Annotated in this window: 20 protein-coding genes and 1 pseudogene; 7 read left to right on the top strand and 14 right to left on the bottom strand. The window is 67.5% G+C overall.

Annotated features, from left to right (window positions below):
- Positions 1-5 precede the first annotated feature (5 nt).
- Together AC3IMC_RS11280 and AC3IMC_RS11275 are read left to right on the top strand one after the other, a co-directional pair.
- Positions 6-560: a DUF488 domain-containing protein gene (locus AC3IMC_RS11280; protein ID WP_490918644.1), complete on the top strand. Its 555-nt coding sequence runs from the start codon at positions 6-8 to the stop codon at positions 558-560.
- Positions 561-626: 66 nt separating this feature from the next.
- A pseudogene (locus AC3IMC_RS11275) lies at positions 627-806 on the top strand (DUF3040 domain-containing protein); the annotation flags it as partial.
- Here the strand turns inward: AC3IMC_RS11275 and AC3IMC_RS11270 are convergent.
- On the bottom strand, positions 762-1931 hold the full coding sequence (locus AC3IMC_RS11270) for a DMT family transporter (RefSeq protein ID WP_490918643.1): 1170 nt from the start codon (positions 1929-1931) through the stop codon (positions 762-764). The pseudogene AC3IMC_RS11275 and the gene AC3IMC_RS11270 overlap by 45 nt on opposite strands.
- The gene (locus tag AC3IMC_RS11265; protein WP_490918642.1) at positions 1931-2524 is read right to left on the bottom strand and encodes a TetR/AcrR family transcriptional regulator; all 594 of its coding nucleotides are present in this window, start codon (positions 2522-2524) and stop codon (positions 1931-1933) included. Before AC3IMC_RS11265 ends, AC3IMC_RS11270 begins: the two co-directional genes overlap by 1 nt.
- A 194-nt stretch (positions 2525-2718) precedes the next feature.
- Between AC3IMC_RS11265 and AC3IMC_RS11260 the strand changes: the two genes are divergently transcribed.
- The 3 genes from AC3IMC_RS11260 to AC3IMC_RS11250 all read left to right on the top strand — a co-directional run bounded on the left by AC3IMC_RS11260 (position 2719) and on the right by AC3IMC_RS11250 (position 4884).
- The gene (locus tag AC3IMC_RS11260; RefSeq protein ID WP_490918641.1) at positions 2719-3579 is read left to right on the top strand and encodes an SDR family NAD(P)-dependent oxidoreductase; all 861 of its coding nucleotides are present in this window, start codon (positions 2719-2721) and stop codon (positions 3577-3579) included.
- Positions 3580-3733: 154 nt separating this feature from the next.
- Complete coding sequence (locus AC3IMC_RS11255) at positions 3734-4033, top strand: DUF4193 domain-containing protein (protein ID WP_490918640.1); 300 nt, start codon at positions 3734-3736, stop codon at positions 4031-4033.
- 107 nt (positions 4034-4140) lie between these two features.
- Positions 4141-4884, top strand: a complete 744-nt coding sequence (locus AC3IMC_RS11250) for a MerR family transcriptional regulator (RefSeq protein WP_490918639.1) — start codon at positions 4141-4143, stop codon at positions 4882-4884.
- 25 nt (positions 4885-4909) lie between these two features.
- Here AC3IMC_RS11250 and AC3IMC_RS11245 read toward each other — a convergent pair whose 3' ends face one another.
- From AC3IMC_RS11245 to AC3IMC_RS11205, 9 genes are all read right to left on the bottom strand, one after another.
- On the bottom strand, positions 4910-5392 hold the full coding sequence (locus AC3IMC_RS11245) for a hypothetical protein (protein WP_490918638.1): 483 nt from the start codon (positions 5390-5392) through the stop codon (positions 4910-4912).
- Entirely contained in the window at positions 5389-7854 is a 2466-nt protein-coding gene (locus AC3IMC_RS11240) for a molybdopterin oxidoreductase family protein (RefSeq protein ID WP_490918637.1), read from the bottom strand. The genes AC3IMC_RS11245 and AC3IMC_RS11240 overlap by 4 nt, the downstream gene beginning before the upstream one ends.
- A 125-nt stretch (positions 7855-7979) precedes the next feature.
- Entirely contained in the window at positions 7980-9008 is a 1029-nt protein-coding gene (locus tag AC3IMC_RS11235; protein WP_490918636.1) for a bile acid:sodium symporter family protein, read from the bottom strand.
- Positions 9009-9118: 110 nt separating this feature from the next.
- Positions 9119-10663: an o-succinylbenzoate--CoA ligase gene (gene menE, locus AC3IMC_RS11230; protein ID WP_490918635.1), complete on the bottom strand. Its 1545-nt coding sequence runs from the start codon at positions 10661-10663 to the stop codon at positions 9119-9121.
- A gap of 7 nt (positions 10664-10670) precedes the next feature.
- Positions 10671-11996, bottom strand: coding sequence for an MFS transporter (locus AC3IMC_RS11225; RefSeq protein ID WP_490918634.1), 1326 nt, complete (start codon positions 11994-11996; stop codon positions 10671-10673).
- Positions 11997-12104: 108 nt separating this feature from the next.
- A complete protein-coding gene (locus AC3IMC_RS11220; protein ID WP_490918633.1) occupies positions 12105-12560 on the bottom strand; it encodes a MaoC family dehydratase in 456 nt (151 codons plus the stop codon).
- A gap of 48 nt (positions 12561-12608) precedes the next feature.
- A complete protein-coding gene (locus AC3IMC_RS11215; RefSeq protein WP_490918632.1) occupies positions 12609-13832 on the bottom strand; it encodes an acyl-CoA dehydrogenase family protein in 1224 nt (407 codons plus the stop codon).
- 1 nt (position 13833) lies between these two features.
- On the bottom strand, positions 13834-14724 hold the full coding sequence (locus AC3IMC_RS11210) for an amidohydrolase family protein (RefSeq protein ID WP_490918631.1): 891 nt from the start codon (positions 14722-14724) through the stop codon (positions 13834-13836).
- Positions 14725-14726: 2 nt separating this feature from the next.
- On the bottom strand, positions 14727-15668 hold the full coding sequence (locus AC3IMC_RS11205) for an SDR family NAD(P)-dependent oxidoreductase (protein WP_490918630.1): 942 nt from the start codon (positions 15666-15668) through the stop codon (positions 14727-14729).
- 132 nt (positions 15669-15800) lie between these two features.
- On the opposite strand from AC3IMC_RS11205, the gene AC3IMC_RS11200 reads away from it, so the two are divergent.
- Both AC3IMC_RS11200 and AC3IMC_RS11195 read left to right on the top strand, forming a co-directional pair.
- Positions 15801-16268, top strand: a complete 468-nt coding sequence (locus AC3IMC_RS11200; RefSeq protein WP_490918696.1) for a MarR family winged helix-turn-helix transcriptional regulator — start codon at positions 15801-15803, stop codon at positions 16266-16268.
- A 78-nt stretch (positions 16269-16346) separates the two neighbouring features.
- Positions 16347-17462 (top strand): permease, encoded by a 1116-nt coding sequence (locus AC3IMC_RS11195; protein WP_490918629.1) that lies wholly within the window; start codon positions 16347-16349, stop codon positions 17460-17462.
- A gap of 78 nt (positions 17463-17540) precedes the next feature.
- On the opposite strand, the gene AC3IMC_RS11190 is transcribed toward AC3IMC_RS11195, so the two are convergent.
- The 3 genes from AC3IMC_RS11190 to dgoD are packed head-to-tail and all read right to left on the bottom strand — an operon-like array spanning position 17541 to position 20379.
- Positions 17541-18551 (bottom strand): sugar kinase, encoded by a 1011-nt coding sequence (locus tag AC3IMC_RS11190; protein ID WP_490918628.1) that lies wholly within the window; start codon positions 18549-18551, stop codon positions 17541-17543.
- Entirely contained in the window at positions 18548-19225 is a 678-nt protein-coding gene (locus AC3IMC_RS11185; protein ID WP_490918627.1) for a bifunctional 4-hydroxy-2-oxoglutarate aldolase/2-dehydro-3-deoxy-phosphogluconate aldolase, read from the bottom strand. The genes AC3IMC_RS11190 and AC3IMC_RS11185 overlap by 4 nt, the downstream gene beginning before the upstream one ends.
- A gap of 5 nt (positions 19226-19230) precedes the next feature.
- Positions 19231-20379: a galactonate dehydratase gene (gene dgoD / locus AC3IMC_RS11180; RefSeq protein ID WP_490918626.1), complete on the bottom strand. Its 1149-nt coding sequence runs from the start codon at positions 20377-20379 to the stop codon at positions 19231-19233.
- Between the last annotated feature and the right edge of the window lie 5 nt (positions 20380-20384).

Below are 20384 nucleotides of genomic sequence, written 5' to 3'. Positions count from 1 at the left end.
CTTCGATGAAGTCCCTGTTCACGGTAGGTCACGGCACCGCCTCCCAGGAGGAGTTCATGGCGCTGCTCACCGCGGCGGGTGTCGCATCCCTGGTGGACGTCCGGATCGGTCCCGGCAGCCGCAAGTATCCACACTTCGGCAAGGACAGCATGGCCGAGTGGCTCCCGGCCGCCGGCATCAGCTACCGCTGGGAACGCCGGCTGGGCGGCTTCCGCAAGCTTCCGTCCAACTCCCCTGACACGGCGCTGCCGAATGAATCGTTCCGCGCGTACGCGGGGTACATGCGCTCGCCCGAGTTCAGGGCCGCCGTGGCCGGACTGCTGGCGGACGCGCAGGACCAGCAGACCGCCATCATGTGCAGCGAAACCGTTTGGTGGCGGTGCCACCGCCGGCTCATCGCCGACCATTGCCTGCTGCTGGCGGACACCCCGGTGGAGCACCTGATGCCGCCGGCCAAGCGGACCGCGCACGTCCCCACGAAGGGTGTCCGGGTCATTGCCGACGAGCTGCGGTATGACGTCCCGGACGGGCAGTTAGCCAGGCGCACCGCGGACCCTTGACTCTGCGCGGGAACGCTCCTACGGTCAATAGCGATAGCCGCGTCTCATGGAATCCAGGGGCATGCCATGCCAATGTCCGAAGAAGAGCGGAGGCTGCTCAAGGAGTTGGAGCTGGGACTGATCGCGGACGATCCCCATCTGGCAATGGAGCTGCTCTCCGGTTACCCTGCCCGCCGCATTCCGGCGGGACTCATCGCAGGATCACTTGTTTGCCTGCTCGCGCTCGCGATCGTCGTGGCGGGCATCGGCAGCCAGGAGGTGGTCGCCGTCGTGGTGGGTTTCCTGCTGCTGGCGCTGGGCGCGTGCCTCCTGCTGAACCGCCCCGCCCCGGGCCGGAGCGGACGGCAACAGGCCACCGGCTGACCTGACCCCCTGCCGGGGTCGGCTGCGCACGCTGAGGATGAACAGGCTTCCGAGTACGACGGCGGCGCCAAGCCACCCCAGTGCCGGAAGCCGCTCCCCCACCACCAGCACCGCCAGGACGGCCGCCACCACCGTTTCGAGCAGGGAGATGCTGGTGGCCGTGCTCGCCCGTATCCGCGCCAGGCCCCAGCCGAACAGCAGATACCCGGCGAACATGGGCACCAGCGCCATGTACGCGCCTACCGAGGCGTTGGTCCACGACGCGAGCAGCGGGGCGCCGGTGAGCGCCAGGACGGGCATCAGCAGCAGCCCGCCGAGCCCGAAAACGCTCCCCATCGCGGCCCGGGACGTGACGCCGCCGGCAATCAGCCGGTGCGCTCCCCACGAGTACAGGGCATAGGTTCCGCCGGCCACCAGGCCCAGGGCGATGCCGGCAGTGGAGGCCCATTGGGTGGCCCATTCGACGGCGGATGTGCCGCCGGTTCCGGTGCCATCTCCCGCCGGGTTGTGGCCTGCCGGGTTGAGTCCTGCAGGGCTGTGTCCGGCAAAGGACAACAGCGCCGCGCCTCCGATGCCCAGGACAGCGCCGATGGTCCACCGGCGCGTCAGCGGCTTGTGGTCGGCGAAGCGTTCGATGATCGCCGCCGCCACGGGAGCGGACCCGATGGAAACGACCGTTCCCACTGCCACGCCGGAGAGGTGCATCGAGCTGTAGAAGGCCAGCGGATAGACGGCCACGGCCGCGGCTGCCAGCAGCACCAGCCGCCAACGCTGCCTGATGCCTTTCCGCTGCAGCCTGATCTGCCGCGCTGCCAGCGCCGCCTGCAGCAGTCCGCCCACGCCCATGGCGACGGCGCCGATGGCCAGCGGGCTTACGGACGGGGCGAACGTGGCGGCGGTCCCCGTGGTCCCCCACAGGACGGACGCGGCGGCGACGAACAGGGCGCCCCACAGTGGTGCGTTTGAGCTGCCGCCGGTGGCGGGGATTCCAGCTTCAGCGCTTGCCATTACAGGGCTGCCAGCATCTGCCCGGCGATCAGCCGGGCGTCCTGCAAGCACGCGTCCCCGCCCTCCAGGCCGGCGCGCGCCATGGCCCCTTCAAGCAGGAAGGACAGGTGGCGCGCCAGCCCTGCGGCGCGTGCTGGATTGTCCGGCAGCAGTTCGCGGAGGTGCTGCGCCAACAGTTCCTCGACCTCTTCCTTGTGATGCCGCACGGCCAACCGCCCGGCGTTCCCTACCGGCAGTTCGGCTGCCGCGTTGAGGAGGCCACACCCCCGGAACCCGTGCTCGTACGCGAAGTTGGCGTGGTCCCGGTAGGCGTCGAAGACTGCCAGCACCCGTTCCTCGGGAGATGCTGCGGTGTCCACCCTTTTCCGGTACAGGGCCAGCCACTCCTCGTGCCGGGCTTCGAGGTACGCCGCCACCAGCTCCGCCTTGGACGAGAAGTTGTTGTAGAGGCTCTTCTTCGCCACCCCCGCCTCGGCGGTGATGGTGTCAATGCCTGTTGCGGCAACCCCTTGCGCATAGAACAAGCGTGCCGCGGCCGCCAACAGCAGCTTGCGGGCAGGTCTGCGGGAGGGAACTGCATCAGTGGTGGGCATGGGACTCCTGGGTAGGTAGGTCAGTCTACCTACCCAAGAAGTTTCGGCACCAGCCCGGCAGGTTCTGGGCGGGCGGGCCGCGGCAGCGGCATAGGCATTCGGGGAGGCCCGCTTGCTGCCCCGAACGCTCTGGCCAGATCTCGCGAATAGTGCTGGGATTGTCCCGGAAGAGTGGATCCTCTGGAGGCGATGAGATGGCAGGGCTGGACGGGCGCATTGCGTTGGTGACCGGCGCCACCGGGGGCATCGGGCAGGCGGTGGCCGCCGGCCTTGCCCGCGAAGGTGCCACTGTCGTCGTCGTCGGCCGGAGCGAGGCGCGTGCCCAGGCGGCAATGGCGGACATCCGGACGCAGGTCCCGGGCGCGGACCTGGAGCCACTCGCCTGCGACCTGTCGCTCCAGTCCTCCATCCGTGCCGCCATGGACGCATTCCGTTTCCGTCACGGCAGGCTGGACGTGCTGGTCAACGCCGCCGGCGTGTTCCGGAAGGAACGCCATGAAACCGCCGAAGGGCTGGAGCTCACCTTCGCCACCAACGTGATGTCCTACTTCCTGGTCACCGGCTTCCTGCTGGAGAACCTCAGGAACGGTGCCACCGCCGCCCTCCCTTCGCGGGTTGTCAATATCGCGTCCAGGTACGGGAACGTCCAGATCCCCTTCGATGACCTGCAGACAGCCTCGGGGAAATACAGCTTCCTCCGTTCCACGCCGCCCACCATGCTGGGCCGGGTCCTGCTGACCCAGGAGTTCGCCGAACGCCTGCGGGGAACAGGCGTGGTGGTCAATGCCGTCCACCCGGGGCTGGTGAGGAACACTGGGCTGCTTCAAGATGTGGGCGGACCGTTCCGGTGGATCACGAACACGCTGGGGAAGACGGCAGAGCGCGCCGCGGACACCCCGCTGTGGCTCGCCACAGCCCCGGAAACGGGGTCGGTAACCGGCAAGCTGTGGGCACAGCGGAAACAACTTCCCACGCCAGGCATGGGTTCGGACCCGGAGGCGCGGCGGCGCCTGTGGGAGGCGTGCGCCCGTTTGGCGGCCGCGGATTTCAGCTGAGCCACGGCTTCGACGGGAGCACGAGGCAGCCGTAGTCGGTACGGGAATTTGTTGGGCCGGCCCTGCGTTGTCGATCTGTTCAGGAATGGAACCGGACGGCAGTCTAGAATCCAGTCCCGGACAACCAGAAGAAAGTCGACAGGAGAACCACCACATGTCAGTTGACTACGACGCTCCGCGGGTGACTCCCGAGGAAGAGCCGAACGTCGCCTTGGAGGAGCTGAAGTCCGACAAGTCCAGCCGCCGGGAGGCCACCCCCGACGTGGACGAGACGGACCTCGCGGACAGCTTCGAGCTGCCCGGAGCGGACCTCTCCAACGAGGAGCTCCTCATCCAGGTGGTGCCGGTGCAGGCGGACGAATTCACGTGCATGTCCTGCTTCCTGGTCCACCACCGCAGCCAGCTTGCCCGGGAAAAAGACGGCAAGAAGTACTGCAAGGAATGTGAGGGATAACAGGGGGTTCCGGTTGCGGCACCCCCGTTCATGGGCCCCTGCTGCCCTGAAAATGCCCCTCCACAGGGGTTGAACCTGACGCGGCGTCAGGATCTACCGTGGTCGGTATGGAACAACGTGATGAAGCGCTATGGAGCGTCGGTGAGCTGGCGGCGGCAACCGGCGTGACGGTCCGGGCGCTGCACCACTACGACAGCATCGGGCTGCTCCGGGCGGGCGTCCGGACCGCTGCGGGCCACCGCCGCTACACCGAGCAGGACCTGCGGCGCCTGTACAGCATCCGGACTCTGCGAAGCCTTGGGGTGCCGCTCGCACAGATTGCGACAGCGCTGGACGGTCCCGGGTCCTTGCAAGAGCTCCTGCTCCGGCAGCTGGCCGCGCTGGACGATCAGGCGCTGCAGCTGGAGCAGCTGCAACGGACCGTCCGGGAGCTGCTGGAACGCATCAGCAGCCACGGGCGTGCCGAGCCCGCCTATTTCATGACCGTCCTGGAAGGGATGACGATGTTCGGAAACTATTTCACCGAGGACCAGCGCCGCGAACTCGACGAGCGGCGGGCCGAATTGGGGCAGGAGGCCGTGGAGGAGTCACGGACCGAGTGGGCCGGCCTGGTTGAGGCGGGCCTGCGCCAGGTCGACGGCGGTGTCCCCGCCGGCAGCCCGGAGGCCAGGGACCTGGTGCGGCGCTGGGATGAGCTGGGCTCCCGCTTCCACAGCAGCGACGGCACCAAGACGGCCGCCCGCAGCATGTGGAACGAGAACAGCGCCGAACTGAGCAAGGCCCTGCCCTGGACCGCCCAGCAGATGGTGGCCCTGTTAACGCACCTGCAGGCGGCCCGCGAACATAGCTGACGGGGAACTTGGCTGCCCGGAACTCTCAGCTGACAAGCACCTGGGTGGCGGATTCCTTGAGCTTGCCGTTGGCCCACTTCATCTGCCGGATGGTTTGCGGATGGCATTTCTCCGCCAGTGCCAGCAGCTTCTTGTCCTTCATCCCCTGCGCTGCCTGCGCCAGCAATTCCCAGTCGGCCGAAACGCCGCAGGCCTTCAGGTACAGCTCCCGCAGGTCCCGCAGCAGCAGCATCCCGGTTTCCGGCCGCCGGCCCACCATCTCGCTGCCCTTTTCCCGGATGGTCTCCATCAGCCCCATTTCGCCGCGGGGCTCCGGATCCAGGTCCTGACCGTAATTCTTGGCAGTGTCCGCGATGTCCCGGACGTGCTGCTGGGACCAGCGCGCCAGGTCCCGGGCCAAGTGATAGACCTCGTGGTCCACCTTGTGCCGCTCCGAGATAGTCAGCAAGTGGTGCGCCAGGTCGTTTTCGGAGCGGTGCATCTCCTCCAGTACCAGCCCGAATTTCATTGTTCCCCTCCTGCCGTCTCTGTGGCCTCATGGGCCAGGGCGGATCCGATTCCCTTGGTCCTGGCCTCGTCCGGGAACTCCCCTGCCGGCGCCGAGGCTGTGGTGGTGGGCGCCGGCGATGGCCCGTCGCGGCCGGAGACGCGGGTGATGCGGGCGGCTGCCGTCTTGAAGATAGGCTGCTTCGATGCGGCGTCCCAGTCGGTGATGGTCAGTTCGTTCGCCGCCCGGCCCGCCCCGTCAGGCTCGTGCCCGCCGTCGGTATCCCAGTAGCCGTAATGGAACGGCAGGAACAGGACCCCGTTCCGGATCCCGCTGATCCGGACTTTGGCACGGACGGAACCGCGGGGTGTCTCCACCTCCGCAAGGTCCCCCTCGGTAATCCCGTACGCGCCGGCGTCGTCCGCTGACAGCTCAACCCAGACGTCAGGGGCGGCCGCCTGCAGTTCCGGCGCCCGGCCTGTCTTGGTGCGGGTGTGGAACTGGTAGAGCGTGCGGCCGGTGATGAGCTGGAGCGGGAACTCCTGGCTGGGCAGCTCGTGCGGCGGCATGTATTCGGCGGCCTTGATGATGGCCTTGCCCTCCGGGTTGAGGGCCTTGTACTCGGAGGGGTCCACGGGTGCGCCGGTGATGAGGTCCCGGCCGTAGGTCTCGCAGTATTCGGGGTGGGCCCAGAACTTGCCGTCAGCGTAGATGCGTTCGGTGCCGTCCGGGTTCTCCTCGTTGCACGGCCACTGGATGCCGGAGCCGCCGCGCAGCTTGCCGTAGGTGATCCCGGTGTAGTCGCACGGACGTCCGCGGGAGCATTCCTTCCAGGCTTCGAAGGCGGACTCGGGGTCGTGCCACTTGATCAGCGGCTGGCCATCCTTGTCCTCCAGGCCCATCCGGTGCGCATAGTCGATGAAGATATCCAGGTCGGGCCGGGCCTCGCCGGGCGGGTCCACTGCTTTTTCGGACAGGTGGACCGTGCGGTCCACATTGGTGAAGGTCCCCGTTTTTTCGCCCCACGTGGCGGCGGGGAGCACGACGTCGGCCAGCTGGGCCGTCTCCGACAGGAAGATGTCCTGCACCACCAGGAACAGCCGCTCCTGTTTAAGGATGCTGCGGACCCGCGCCAGTTCGGGCAATGAGACGGCGGGGTTGGTGCCGCTGACCCACAGCATCCTGATGGAACCGTCCTCCGCGTAGCGCATCATCTGCATGACGTGCGTGGGCGGCGAGTAGTGCGGGATGGACATGGGGTCGATGTTCCACACCCGGGCGAGATCCTTGACGTGGGCGTCGTTGGACCAGTTCCGGAAGGCGGCCAGGTCCCCGTCAGCCCCGCACTCGCGGGTGTTCTCGGCAGTGGGCTGGCCGTTCATCTGCAGGATCCCGCAGCCCGGTTTGCCCAGCATGCCGCGGATGATGTTGATGTTGTTCACCTGCACCGCTGCGGCGGTGCCCTGGTTCGACTGGTAAAAGCCCTGCAGCACCGTGGACAGGAGCCGTTCGGCGTGGCCGATGATGCTGGCAGCTTGCGAGATTTGCTCCGCCGGGACACCGCAGATTTCCGCGGCCAGGGCCGGAGGGTAGTTCTTGACTTCTTTTTCCAGCTCCGCGAACCCCACTGTGTGCGCCGCGATGTAGTCGTGGTCCACCCAGCCGTTGGTAATGATCTCGTGCAGGATGGCGTTCATCAGGGCGACGTTGGTTCCCGGCCGCGGCGCCAGGTGCAGGGTTGCCGCCTTGGCGACGGGGGTCATGCGCGGGTCCACGCAGATGATCTTGGGCGGGTTGGGCCCTGCCAGGCGGTCCAGCATCCGGGTCCACAGGACGGTTTGGGTTTCCGCCACGTTGTGCCCGTACAGGGCGATCACGTCCGCGTGGTCCACGTCGGTGTAGGAGCCGGGCTGGCCGTCGCAGCCGAAGGATTCCTTCAGCGCCTCGGCCGCCGTTGCCGTGCACAGCCGGGTGTTTCCATCCACGTGGTTGGTGCCGATGCCGCCGTGGGCTATGGTCCCCAGCGTGTAGTACTCCTCGGCGAACAGCTGGCCGGTGGTGTAAAAGCCGATGGCGCTGGGGCCCTGCTCCGCCAGCAGCGCCTTCGACCGGTCCACCACTCGCTGCATTGCGGTGTCCCAGTCCGTCTCCACCAGCTTCCCGCCCTCGCGGATCAGCGGCTTGGTGAGCCGGTCCGGCGACGCATTCGCCTGCCAGCCGTACAGGTCCTTCGGTCCCAGGCGGCCATGGTTCACCCGGTCCACCGCCCGCCCTCGGACGCCGACAATCCGGTTGTCCTTGACGGCAATGTCCATGGCATCGCCGTTGGAGTGCAGCAGCGACGCCGTCTGCACCCAGGCGTCCACGTCTTCCGGGGCCACCCCCTCGGCCAGGTGGCTGTCCACCCGGACCGGCCATTCATTCCCGGCGCCGTACGGCGTCCGCGTCCCCCATGGTTCAGCTATGCGGTCGATCTGAGCCATCTGTCCCTCTCCCGTCCGGAATTGGCCGGGGCAGCGCGGGCGGCGCTGCCCCTACCGGGTCCTTTACCCAGAATGGGGGAACGGAAACAGGGCTTTAAGGAGTCATGCGGCGGTGACGGCGCAGGTCAGGCGCGCTTTTCATGCAGGGGTGCTTCAGGCAGGGGCTTCTCCTGCAAGGGACGGCGAGCCAACCAGGCAGCCACGATGGCCCCGGAGATGTTGTGCCACAGCGAGAACACGGCGGAGGGCAGCGCTGCGAGGGGGCTGAAGTGGGCGGTGGCCAGTGTGGCGGCCAGGCCCGAGTTCTGCATGCCCACTTCGAAGGCGAGGGCGCGGCGGGCTTTGTCGTCCAGCCGGCCCAGTTTCCCGGCCAGGTAGCCAAGGCCCAGGCCGAAGCCGTTGTGCAGCACCACGGCGAGGAACACGATGGCACCTGCGGCCACGATCTTGCTGGCGCTTCCGGCCACCACGATGGCCACGATCAGGGAAATCACGACGGCGGAGGCCCACGGCAGTGCCGGCAGCACCTTCGCTACGAGCTTCTTGAGGAACAGCCGGGCCAGGAGGCCGGCGACCACCGGAAGCAGCACTGTCTTGACGATATCCAGGACCATGCCGCCGGCGTCGATCGAGAGGTAGGAGCCTGCCAGGAACAGGACCAGCAGCGGGGTGACGATTGGGGCGATCAGCGTGGAGACAGAGGCCACCGCGACCGACAGGGCAACGTCACCCTTGGCCAGGAAGGCCATCACGTTGGAGGCGGTTCCGGATGGCGCGCATCCCACCAGGATGACGCCCACGGCGAGCTCGGGGTCCAGGTTCAGGGCGCCGGCGATGACCCAGCCTGCGCCGGGCATGATGATGTAGTGCGCCACAATCCCGAGCGCAACCGCCCACGGGCGCTTGGCCACCGCGGCAAAGTCCGGCGGGGTCAGCGTGAGGCCCATGCAGAACATGATGATGCCCAGCAGATAGGGCACCGCCGGCCCCAGAGGCTTGAAGGCGCCGGGCAGCAGGAAGCCGACGACGCCCGCGACCACCACCAAAATCGGGAACACCGTCACCGCGATGCGTGCGATCCTGCTTTCCGCTTCCAGGGCGGGATTGACGGGTGTTCCGTCCGGGGACTTCTGGGGTTTAGTTGCCTCAAGCATCCAATAATGGTGGCACCGTCTTGAAGGATTCCCCAATCAATGACCGTGAACGGTAACAACGGCGGGACCCCACGGCCACCGAGGCAAGGTAAACCGTGGGGATTCATGCGCTAAAGCTGCTTTCGGAGCTCCATCTTGCGGATCTTGCCGCTGGCCGTCCGGGGCATGTCTTCAACCACCACCAGGGACTTGGGGATCTTGTAGCGCGCAAGCCGCCCGTCCAGGAAGCTGCGCAGCTGCTCCGCCGTCAGTGATGCGCCCTCGCGCAGGGTCACGATCGCCTGGGGAACCTCGCCCCACTTGTCATCGGGAACGCCGATGACCGCCACGCTGCCCACGGCACTGTGCTCGGAAATGACCGCCTCCACCTCGGCAGGATAGATGTTCTCCCCGCCGGAAATGATCATGTCCTTGAGCCGGTCCGAGACGAAAAGGAAGCCCTCCTCATCCCGGTAGCCCATGTCCCCGGAGCGGAACCAGGCCCCGTCCGCGTAGCTGGCAGCTGTGGCTTCCGGCCGGTTCCAGTACTCCTTGATCACGTTGGGGCCGCAGATCTGGATTTCCCCCACCTCTCCCGGGGCGGCCACCCCGCCCATGGGCTCGGCGATCCGGACGTCGGTGAAGAAATGCGGGAGGCCGGCAGAGCCTGCCTTGTCCCTGGACCGTGACACGGGAAGCATGGTGGCCCCGGGCGCCGTCTCGGTCATGCCGTAACAGCTGGTGAAGCCAATGCCGCGGTCCTCGTACGCGTCCAGGACCCGGCGGGGAATGGCGGAGCCGCCACAGGTGAGCTTGTCCAGTGAGCTGAGGTCCGCCGTGGCCCATCCCGGATCCTCGCACAGCATCTGGAACGTGGTGGGCACCCCGTTGAGGGTGGTGACCTTGTGCTCCTGGACCAGCTCCAGGACGCGGGCGGGATCGAACTTCGCCTCGAGCACCACGGTGGCGCCCTTGAGGAGCATCGGCAGCAGTCCCATGTCCAGGGACGCCACGTGGAACAGCGGCGAGATCATCAGCGCCACATCATTGCGGTTGATGTCCATGTCCACCACGGTGTTGATGCAATTCCAGGTGATGTTCCCGTGGGTCAGCAGCGCACCCTTGGGCTTGCCGGTTGTCCCCGAGGTGTAGAGGATCATCGCGCCGTCATCATGCCCTACCGGCACGTCGAGGGCGTCCGGCGCCGCTGCCTGCAGCACCTCTTCATAACGTTCGACGGCGGCCGGCGACGTGGCGGCGGAAGGTTCCGTCCCGCCGTCGGCCGCCACCACGAGGCGGTGCGTCACTTCCGTCCCTTCCAGGGCGGCGGAGGCAGGCGCCTCCAGGGCACCGGCATTGACCAGGAGCCGGGCCCCGGAATCCTGCAGCTGGAACTGCAGCTCGGGTGGCGCGAGCCGGGTGTTGAGCGGCACGAAGATGGCGCCCAGGAGTCCGCAGGCGAAGAAGGTCTCCACGAAGGACGGGTGGTTCTCCCCCAGGTAGGCCACCCGGTCACCCTTGGCCACTCCCCTGTCCCGGAGTACGTTGGCCAGGCGGTCGGTGCGTTCGGCGAGCTCCTCGTAGCTCAGGATGCCGTCTGCTGACAGAAGGGCAGCCTTGGCACCTGACTTCCGGCGGCGGCGCTGCAGCCAGGAGCCAACTCCGTTGTTGTCCATGGTTCTCCTAACGGACCGTAGTGTGGTCGTTGTTCTTAGATTCCCGCGTCAGGGCGATGAAGACAATCGAGACGAGTGCCATGGCCGACAGGAACACCACCACCGGGAGGATGTTCTGCCCGGAATCCTTGTAGAGCCCGGCGACGATACCCGGGGTGAAGCCTGCGCCGATGAGCGTGGCCAGCTGGTAGCCCACCGCGGCACCGGTGTAGCGGGAGGTGGTGCCGAACTGTTCCGAGACGAAGGCCGCCAGAGGCCCGTACAGGGATGAATGCAGGATGAGGGCCACGGTGAAGGCGAGGAAAACCAGGCCTACGTTGCCGGAGCCGAGCATCCCGAACATGGGTAACAGGTAGGCGATGAACAGCGCCAGTCCGGCGATCATCACCGGCCGGCGGCCGAAGCGGTCGGACAGGCGGCCGCCCAGGAGGACGAAGATGATGGAAATGGCCGAGGCGCCCGCGAAGGCATAGAGCACGCCCTGCTGCGGCGCTCCCTTGGACACCGCGTAAGTGACGGAGAAGGTGGGCAGCACCACCTGGAGTCCGAACCCGGCGGCACCGGCGAACATAATCATGATCAGGGCCTTGGGGCGGCGCAGCACCTCCAGCAGCGGGATCTTGCGCTTGGCGCCCTGCGCGCTTTCCTTGGCCACGGCCTCGGCGAAGATGGGGCTTTCAGAGACGCGCAGGCGGACGAACATGCCCACGATCAGGAGCACGAAGGACAGCAGGAACGGCACGCGCCAGCCCCAGGCCAGGAAAGCGTCCTGCGGCAGTGCTGAGAAAGCGCCCATCACGAGTGTGCCCAGTACGGCGCCGGTGGGGGCGCCGGCGTTGACGAACGAGGCGGCGAAGCCGCGCCGCTTGGGGTGGGAGTGCTCCAGGGCCATGAGGGCGGCGCCGCCCCATTCACCGCCGACGGCGATGCCTTGGCACACCCGCAGCAGCACCAGGATGACGGCGCCCCACGGCCCGATCACGCCGGCGCCGGGGATCAGCCCGATGAGCGTCGATGCGATGCCCATCATGGCCATGGAGATGATCAGCATCCCCTTGCGGCCCACTTTGTCGCCGAAGTGGCCGAAGATGACGCCGCCCAGCGGCCTGGCCACGTACCCGGCGGCGAAAGTGGCGTAGGCGGCGACGACGCCCACCCATTCGTCCGTTCCGGCGAAGAAGACCTTCGGGAAGGCTACTGCCGCCGCCGTGGCGTACAGCAGGAAGTCGTAGAACTCGATGGTGCTGCCCAGATAGCTGGACAGGATGACCGTGCGCGCTTCCTTGCGCTTGGCGGCCGTGCCCGCAGGTGCGAGCGTGGTGTGTCCGGACATGGCTGTTCCTAAGGACGGAGGAATGGGAGTTTTGGGGGTTGCCTGAGGAGGCGGCGCCTCGTGCGGCGGGCCGCCGGTGTTGTGGGGGGGTGCTGCCGGGAAAGCTGCTTACTTGTAGAAACGTGCCAGGAATTCGGCAACGACGGCCGGGCGTTCCTGGCCTTCGATCTCGATGGTGGCGTTGACCTTGATCTGGGCGCCGCCCTTCACCTCGGTGACATCGGCGATGGTGGCCTGCATGCGGACCTTGGATCCCACCGTGACCGGGGAGGTGAAGCGGACCTTGTCCAGGCCGTAGTTGACCTTGGTGGTGACGCCCTCGACGTCGAACAGCTCGCCCCAGAACGGGATGATCAGGGAGAGGGTGAGGAAGCCGTGGGCGATGGGGGCGCCGAACGGACCGTCCTTGGCGCGTTCGGGGTCGGTGTGGATCCACTGCTGGTCGTCAGTGGCGTCCGCGAACAGGTTGATCTGCTCCTGGGTGATCTGGCGGTAGTCGGTGGTGCCGAGGTCCTTGCCGGACAGGGTGAGCAGGGTGTCGAAATCGACGACGAGATTGGGCATCGTTGCCTCCTGGGCTTGTTGGGGTGGTTTCGTGTGGTGTTACTGGTGCTAGCGGGTGAAGGCGCTTTCTCCGGTGAGGGCGCGGCCGATGATGAGGGCGTTGATGTCGTGGGTGCCTTCGTAGGAGTACACGGCCTCCGCGTCCGCGTGGAAGCGGGCCACGTCGGCGGCGAGGGTGATGCCGTTGCCGCCCACTACTTCGCGGGCCAGGGCCACCGTGTCGCGCATGAAGAGGGATGTCTGCATCTTGGCCAGGGCCGAGTCCTGGTCCCGGTAGATGCCTCTGGCCTGCTGTTCGGTCAACCGGACCACCAGGGACAGGCTGGCCGTGACGTTCCCCAGCATGCGGGCCAGTTTTTCCTGGACCAGCTGGAAGGACCCCAGGGTGCGGCCGAACTGGCGGCGTTCGTTGACGTAGGCGAGTGCTGCCTCGAAGGCACCTGCAGCGATGCCGGTGGCAATCCAGGCAACATCCGAGCGCATGGCCCGGAGCATTGCCGCGACGTCCTTGAACGAGTTCACGTTGTGCAGGCGCATCGCTTCGGGGACGCGGACGCCGGCGAGGGTGATGTGGGCGTTCTGCATCATCCGCAGCGAGGTCTTTCCTTGAATCTTTTCCAGGCTGACTCCCGAGGCAGTGCGATCCACCAGGAAGGCCTTGACCTGCCCGTCGGCGGTGTCCCGGGCGAAGACGGCCAGGACATCTGCGGTGGCTGCGCCGCCGATCCAGCGCTTGGCGCCGTCAAGGATCCAGCTGCCATCGGCCTGCCTCCGGGCGGTTGTGGACAGGCCTCCGGCGATATCCGATCCAGATTCGGGTTCGGTCAGTGAGAACACGCCCTTGAGGGAGAAGTCAATGACCTTGGGCATCCACTCGCGCTGCTGCTCCGCGGACGCTCCCACCCGGATGGCGGTGCGGAACAGGCCGGCCTGGGCGGTGTACCAGGTAGCCAGCGAGGCGTCGGTGCGGGCAAGTTCGAAGATCCGGAAGCCTTGGTAGATGCCCCGGGCCGGACGGTGTTCTGCACCCGGGGCGCCAGTGAGATCCGCCGGCTCCATCAGGTCCAGGTCGATCAGCGGCCGGGCGAGCTGCTCCGGGAACTCGCCGCGTTCCCAGTACTCGGCCAGCAGCGGCTTGGCGTCCGAGTCCAGGAAGGACCGCAGCCGGGCCAGGACCCGGCGCTCGCCATCGGTCAGCAGGGACTCGGCGTCGTACCAGTCCGCTGCTTCGTAGAGCCGGGCACCCAAGGCGGCCTCCGCCGTCGTGGCCATCTCAGCCGCCCAGCCCGAGGAGGCGCACCGCGTTGTCCTTGAGGATCTTGGGCCGGACCTCGTCCTTCAGCGGCAGGTCCGCGAAGGCACCCAGCCATTTCTGCGGGGTGATCAACGGGAAATCGGTGCCGAACAGCACCTTGCCCTGCAGGTAGGAATTGGCACCCTTCACCAGGGACTCCGGGAAGTACTTGGGCGACCAGCCGGAGAGGTCGATGAAGACATTGGCCTTGTGGGTGGCGATGGAGTTGGCCTCGTCCTGCCACGGCACCGAGGGGTGGGCCATGATGATCTGCAGCCCAGGGAAGTCGGCGGCCACGGCGTCCAGCAGCAGCGGGTTGGAGTAGGCAAGCTTGATGCCGTAGCCCCCGGGAAGACCCGCGCCCATGCCGTTCTGGCCTGTGTGGAAGATGGCGGGCAGGCCCAGTTCCTGGAGCGTCTCCCACAGCGGGTAGAAGCGCTCGCTGGACGGGTCGAAGCCCTGCAGGGAGGGGTGGAACTTGAAACCGCGGGCACCGAGCTCAATGGCCTGGTGCTTGGCTCCGGCGATGGCGTCCTCGCCGGTGCGCGGGTCCACGCTGCCGAACGGGATCAGGACGTCGTTGTTGCGGGCGGCGCCGGCGATGAGTTCCGGGATGCTGTTGGGCTCGTGCTTGAGCTGGGTACGGGCGTCCACGGTGAAAACGACGGCGGCCATGTTCAGTTCGCGGTAGAGGTCGGCGATCCGGTTCAGGGACGGGGTGCGGTCTTCAGCCTTGAAGTACTTGGCCGATGCCTCCGTGAGCGCCTCCGGCAGGGAGCCGTGCCCGCAGCTGTCCACCTCCAGGTGGACGTGCATGTCGATCGCATCGAGCCTGGTGGTGTCGACGCCCGGTTCGTAACGGCCGGCCATGGTCAGCGGGCCTCGGCCGGCTGAGCGGGCTTCAGGTCCTCCGGCAGCGGGAGGAATTCCTCGCCGTAGGATTGCAGGGTTTCGGCGGTGAACAGCTGGCCGGCGTTCTCAACCAGCGCCTCGTAGCTCCAGCCGCCCTCGCGGTACTCGGTGGTGGCGGCCTCCGGGTGGGTCCACACCTGCAGGCGGTCCCCGCCGGCACCGATGGCCTGGCCGGTGATGCCGGCCGCCTCATCGGAGGCGAGGAACGCAACCAGTCCCGCGACGTCGTCGGCCGTTCCAAAGCCCAGGTCGTGGCGGAAGAAGGCCGGCATGGCCTCGCCGCGCTCGTCCGCCTCCACCGCCTTCTGGAAGTAGGGCACGGTCTTGGTCATGGCAGTTGCCGCCACGGGGATGACGCTGTTGACCGTCACGCCGGCCTTCTTCATTTCCAGCGCCCAGGTACGGACCATGCCCACGATGCCTGCCTTGGCGGCGGCGTAGTTGGTCTGGCCGAAGTTGCCGCGCTGCCCCGTGGGGGAACCGATCGTGATGATGCGGCCCTGGACGTTGTTTTCCTTGAAGTAGGCGTAGGCCTCGCGGACGCAGGTGAAAGTGCCCTTGAGGTGGACGTTGATGACCAGGTCGAAGTCCTCGTCCGTCATCTTCAGCAGGGACTTGTCGCGCAGGATGCCGGCGTTGGTGACCAGGATGTCCAAACGGCCGAAGGTGTCCACGGCTCCGGCCACCAGGGCCTTGGCGGCGTCGGTGGTGCCGACCGGAACCACGACGGCGGTGGCGCGGCCGCCGTCGGCCTCGATCTGCGCGACGGCCTTCGCGGCGGTCTCCGCGTTCACGTCGTTGATGACGACGGCGGCGCCCTGGCGTGCCAGTTCCCTTGCGTAGGCGAGGCCGAGGCCCTGCCCGCTGCCGGTAACGATTGCAACCTTGCCGTTCAAGCTCATGGCCTGCTCCTTTGCATGCGGCCGGCGGAAGCCGGTGGGATTGGTCCCACTGCGGTGTGAGATCCTTGTTGGGATCAATGAAATTATGGATCATTGAAAAAGTCAACGATTGTTTTTTACACCGGAGTTGTGATGGCCACCTTGGGCACCGAAGTTCAGACGCCGCGCCTTGCGGCCGCCAGGATCGGCAGCGACGTGGGCCTGCTGCTCGCCAAGCTGCACGCCGCGGGGTCGCTGCTGAACAACAAGGCCCTGGCCGACTTTGGGCTGCGGGAGCGCTCCTTCTCGGTGCTGACCCTCGCGTGCAGCGGGCTGGAGCCGACCCAGCGGGAGCTGGCCGACTTCCTCAGCCTGGACCCGAGCCAGGTGGTCACGCTGGTGGACGACCTGGAGCGGCGCGGCCTGGTGGAGCGGGCGCAGGGAAAGCAGGACCGGCGCGCCAAGATCATCGTCTCCACCGCCGAGGGGCGGAAGATGCACACGAAGGCCCGCACCGCGCTGGACGCGGCCGAGCTCAGCCAGCTCGCCGCGCTGTCCGGGGACGAATCGGAGGAATTGAAGCGGCTGCTGCGCAAGGCGCTGTGGGGCGCTGCGGAGTAAGCCGCAGCGGCTGTGGTCTGATGGTCGGGTACAGAGCCGGCTCCAGCCCGGCCGGACGCGGAAGGTTCAGGGAAGCGCATGAAAGACCTTGCCGTCGGCATGGAACCCCAAGACAACGGGCAGCTGAACCTGGAGCCTCCCGCGGACCCGGGGCAGCGTCGCCGGCGCAACATGCTCCTGGGAACGCTGGCCACCGCCGTGATAGCCATCGCAACCCTCGCGTGGGCCAAGTGGTACCCCTACACGCTCAAAATTCCGGTCGTGGCAGGCAGCCACTCGTTGGGGAACTCCGTCCTGTCGGGCAGCGCGGGTGCGCCGCCGTCCCCGTCCTGGAACGCGGCCGTTGACTACGCACTCGCCTACGCCGCATCAATCTGGCAGGCACTTGTGGCGGGCCTGCTCGTTGCCGCGGCCGTAGAGGCATTCCTTCCGGCCCGCCGGCTGCTCGCACTGTTCCAGGCGAGGCGTGGCCTGTTGGCAAGCACGGCCTGTGGCGGGCTCCTGTCAATGTCGTCGATGATGTGCACGTGCTGCGCGGCCCCCGTTGCCCTGAACGTCCGCCGCAGAGGGGTTCCGGTCAGCTCCGCGCTTGCTTACTGGCTCGGCAACCCGGTGCTCAATCCGGCAGCACTGGCCTTCATGGCCTTCGTGCTCCCCTGGCAGTTCGTCGCCGTCCGCATCGGCACCGGCGTGATCCTCGTTTTCGGCGTCACACTGCTCGTTAGCCGCCTGGCGAAAGGCCCCAGCACTATCGATCCGGAGGACGATCCCATCGAAACCGGGACAGCGGCCGGTGCTGTACGCAGGTTCGCCAAGGCTCTCGTCCGGCTGGCAATGCGCCTCCTGCCGGAGTACGCCGTCGTCGTGATGCTCCTTGGCGGCTTCCGGGGCTGGCTGTTCCCCGAGGGCACCGCGCTCGCGTCGTGGGGTGTGCTCGCGGCCATCCTGCTCGCCGTCGCCGGAACCCTGTTCGTGATCCCGACTGCCGCGGAAGTTCCCATCATCGGCGCCCTGATGGCCGCGGGAGTTGGAATGGGCCCCTTGGGGGCACTGGTGCTGACCCTGCCGGCCCTCAGCTTGCCCTCGATGCTTATGGTCCGCGGAGCCTTTCCCGGCAGGGTGATCGTGGCCACGGGATTCGCCGTCATGGCCATGGGACTGGTGGGCGCGCTCGCCATGTGGGCCTTGACCTGATCACCCGCGCAGGCGCCTGGTGTCCGCCGGACTGGCGGGAAGGGTTGCTTGAGCCCCGTGGTGTGGATGGCCTGACGGTCAGCGCTGGGTGCTGCCCGGCGCCGCATCGAGCAGCGCAAGTTCATCGGCGCGGGGCAGCCCTTCCCAGTCACCGCGGGTGCTGACGGCGAACGCGCCGGCGAGGATGCCGCGGTTGAGCCGGGAGGCAACGCCGCCGCCTTCGAGCATGGCGGAGAGGTAGCCGGCGGTGAACGCGTCACCTGCTCCGATGGTGTCCACGCACGTCACGGCGATGGCGCCGGCTTCATGACGGCCTTCTGCTGTGTAGAGTCCCGCGCCTGCGGCGCCGCGTTTCACCACTACTTCACGGACTCCGGTGGCCAGCAGCTTCTCGGCGAAGCAGCCCTCATCGGCTGGCTGCCCTGCTGCCCCGCTCCCATCCTGGGGTGGGGCAACCAGGTCAAGTTCGTCGTCGGACGCAATGACGATCGTGGCATGCCGCGCCAATGGGACGAGGACGGCCCGAGCCTGGTCGCGGGACCAGAGCTTGCTGCGGTAGTTCACGTCAAGGGAGACCACCATTCCTTCAGCGGCAGCACGTTCGGCGGCGTACTCCACCGCGTCCCGCGCCTCGGGACTGAGCGCGGCGGTGATGCCGGTCAGGTGCAGGATCCGGGCGCCTCCATCGAGGGCTGCACCCACCTGTCCGCGCGAGATCGTGGCCCCGGCCGATCCCGCGCGGTAGTAGAAGGCCCTGCTGATGTCGGCGGTGCGCTGTTCCAGGAACATCACCCCGGTGCTGCGCTCCGGATGCACGTCATGGTGCAGTTGGACGCCCTCGCCGCGCAGCTGCCTCACGATGAACTCACCGTGCGGATCAGCACCAACGCACCCGACCCAGGCCGACGAATGGCCGAGGCGTGCCACGCCGATGGCAACGTTCGATTCCGCCCCGGCCACCTGCATGTTCACTGGCCCGCCGTTTGCCAGTGGGCCGGCGGAGCGGAGCGAGACCATGGCCTCACCGAAGGTCAGCAGGTCCACCTGGTGCGGGGCCGGGTTGCGCCGGCCCCCATCATCAGTGCTCATGCCTGCTGACCGGCCCGGGCGGCAAATTCGGCGGCGAGGCCCAGGAAGCTTCGCGCACGGTCCCGCATGTCGGAGAGGTCGCCGCCGGAGGCCGCGGTGCCGAACAGGGGGCCGCCCAGTCCCACGGCGATGGCACCTGCTTCCCAGTAGCCTGTGGCTTCGTCGAGCCCCACGCCGCCCACGGCGATGAAAGGGATGTCCGGGAACGGGTCCCGGACAGCCTTCAAATAGCGGGGCCCGCCGATGGACGCGGGGAACAGCTTGATGGCGGTGGCGCCGCGTTCCATCGCCTCGTAGGCCTCGCTGGGGGTCAGCGCCCCCGCCAGGACGGGGATCCCGGCGCTGGCCGCCTCGCTGATCGAGGGTGCCAGCGAGGGGGTAACGATGAACTGGCCGCCGGCGGCGGTGACGTGTTCGACGTCGGCCTGGCTGAGGACGGTGCCGGCCCCTACCAGGCAGCCGGCCGGGGCAGCCGCGCGGACTTCGCGGATCGCTTCCAGCGCATTGGGCGTGGTGAGGGCGATCTCCACGTACCGGAAGCCTTCCTCCATCGCGGCCAGTGCGGCCTTGGCGGCAGCACCGCCGTCGTTCCCGCGGACAATGCCCACAAGGCGCGCCTCCCGGATGCCTGCCAGCAGGCCGGCGGGGGTAATGGCTGAATTTTTGGACGTCATGGGGTTCACCATTCTGCGAAGGATCCGTCGGGATGGCGCCATACCGGGCCGCGCCAGGCGTGGCCGCGCTTGTCCGCTGCCCGGACCACGGCCTCGTCGATTTCGATGCCCAGCCCGGGGCCCGTGAGCCGCTCGATATGGCCGTTCACGAACTTGAATGGCGCCTTGTCCACCACGTAGTCAAGGACTTCGGCGCCCTGGTTGTAGTGGATGCCGATGCTTTGTTCCTGGATGAGGAAGTTTGGCGTGGCGAATCCGACTTGGAGGCAGGCGGCCAGCGCCAGCGGTCCGAGCGGGCAGTGCGGCGCCAGCTGGACATCGTAGACCTCGGCCAGTGCAGCGATCTTGCGGACCTCGGTGATGCCACCGGCGTGCGAGAGATCGGGTTGCGCCACTGCGATGCCTGCCTGCAGGGCGGGCAGGAACTCCTGCCGGTTGTAGAGCCGCTCCCCTGTGGACACGGGCGTGGTGGTGGAGGAGGTGAACTCCCGAAGCAGGTGGGTATTTTCCGGGACCACGGGCTCTTCGAGGAAGAAGGGCCGGAACGGTTCCAGCAGGGGCGCCACCCGCCTGGCGTTGGCGAGGCTGAAGCGGCCATGGAAGTCGACGGCGACGTCCCGGTGGTCGCCCAGGACCTGGCGGGCCGCCGCAACACGGCGGATGACGCCGTCGATCTCCGCGACGGACCCCACCGGGCTCATCCGTCCGCTGGCGTTCATTTTGACGGCTGTGAGGCCCACTTCGAGCTGTGCGCTGATCTGGTCGGCCACCTCGCTCGGTTCGTCGCCGCCCACCCAGCCGTACATCCGGATCCGGTCGCGGACATGGCCGCCGAGGAGCTGGTGCACGGGGGTGTTGAAGTGCTTGCCGGCAATGTCCCACAGCGCCTGGTCCACGCCCGAGACGGCGCTGGCCAGGATGGGCCCACCGCGGTAGAAGGAGCCCTTGGTCATCACCTGCCAGTGGTCTTCGATGCGGAGGGCGTCCCTGCCGATGAGCAGTTCCGAGAGTTGCCCGACGGCGGCGCGCACCGTCTCGCTGCGGCCCTCGCAGGTGGCCTCGCCCCACCCCACGATTCCGCTTTCGGTTTCGATCCGGACGAAGAGCCAGCGGGGCGGGACGAGGAATGTTTCGATTCGGCTGATGACGGTCACGGGGC

The organism is Arthrobacter sp. E70 (assembly GCF_058266945.1).
Note: the sequence above shows the minus strand (reverse complement) of the source record. Positions and strands in the feature narration are given on the sequence as shown.

What these genes read in the sequence shown, in the direction of transcription:
- AC3IMC_RS11270 (WP_490918643.1), bottom strand. Translation starts at nt 1,931, where the DNA reads ATGGCAAGCGCTGAAGCTGGAATCCCCGCCACCGGCGGCAGCTCAAAC.
- AC3IMC_RS11210 (WP_490918631.1), bottom strand. Translation starts at nt 14,724, where the DNA reads ATGGCCGGCCGTTACGAACCGGGCGTCGACACCACCAGGCTCGATGCG.
- AC3IMC_RS11240 (WP_490918637.1), bottom strand. Translation starts at nt 7,854, where the DNA reads ATGGCTCAGATCGACCGCATAGCTGAACCATGGGGGACGCGGACGCCG.
- AC3IMC_RS11200 (WP_490918696.1), top strand. Translation starts at nt 15,801, where the DNA reads ATGGCCACCTTGGGCACCGAAGTTCAGACGCCGCGCCTTGCGGCCGCC.
- AC3IMC_RS11225 (WP_490918634.1), bottom strand. Translation starts at nt 11,996, where the DNA reads ATGTCCGGACACACCACGCTCGCACCTGCGGGCACGGCCGCCAAGCGC.
- AC3IMC_RS11255 (WP_490918640.1), top strand. Translation starts at nt 3,734, where the DNA reads ATGTCAGTTGACTACGACGCTCCGCGGGTGACTCCCGAGGAAGAGCCG.
- AC3IMC_RS11280 (WP_490918644.1), top strand. Translation starts at nt 6, where the DNA reads ATGAAGTCCCTGTTCACGGTAGGTCACGGCACCGCCTCCCAGGAGGAG.
- AC3IMC_RS11235 (WP_490918636.1), bottom strand. Translation starts at nt 9,008, where the DNA reads ATGCTTGAGGCAACTAAACCCCAGAAGTCCCCGGACGGAACACCCGTC.
- AC3IMC_RS11260 (WP_490918641.1), top strand. Translation starts at nt 2,719, where the DNA reads ATGGCAGGGCTGGACGGGCGCATTGCGTTGGTGACCGGCGCCACCGGG.
- AC3IMC_RS11220 (WP_490918633.1), bottom strand. Translation starts at nt 12,560, where the DNA reads ATGCCCAATCTCGTCGTCGATTTCGACACCCTGCTCACCCTGTCCGGC.
- menE (WP_490918635.1), bottom strand. Translation starts at nt 10,663, where the DNA reads ATGGACAACAACGGAGTTGGCTCCTGGCTGCAGCGCCGCCGCCGGAAG.
- AC3IMC_RS11250 (WP_490918639.1), top strand. Translation starts at nt 4,141, where the DNA reads ATGGAACAACGTGATGAAGCGCTATGGAGCGTCGGTGAGCTGGCGGCG.
- AC3IMC_RS11265 (WP_490918642.1), bottom strand. Translation starts at nt 2,524, where the DNA reads ATGCCCACCACTGATGCAGTTCCCTCCCGCAGACCTGCCCGCAAGCTG.
- AC3IMC_RS11190 (WP_490918628.1), bottom strand. Translation starts at nt 18,551, where the DNA reads ATGAGCACTGATGATGGGGGCCGGCGCAACCCGGCCCCGCACCAGGTG.
- AC3IMC_RS11195 (WP_490918629.1), top strand. Translation starts at nt 16,347, where the DNA reads ATGAAAGACCTTGCCGTCGGCATGGAACCCCAAGACAACGGGCAGCTG.
- AC3IMC_RS11245 (WP_490918638.1), bottom strand. Translation starts at nt 5,392, where the DNA reads ATGAAATTCGGGCTGGTACTGGAGGAGATGCACCGCTCCGAAAACGAC.
- AC3IMC_RS11215 (WP_490918632.1), bottom strand. Translation starts at nt 13,832, where the DNA reads ATGGCCACGACGGCGGAGGCCGCCTTGGGTGCCCGGCTCTACGAAGCA.
- AC3IMC_RS11185 (WP_490918627.1), bottom strand. Translation starts at nt 19,225, where the DNA reads ATGACGTCCAAAAATTCAGCCATTACCCCCGCCGGCCTGCTGGCAGGC.
- AC3IMC_RS11205 (WP_490918630.1), bottom strand. Translation starts at nt 15,668, where the DNA reads ATGAGCTTGAACGGCAAGGTTGCAATCGTTACCGGCAGCGGGCAGGGC.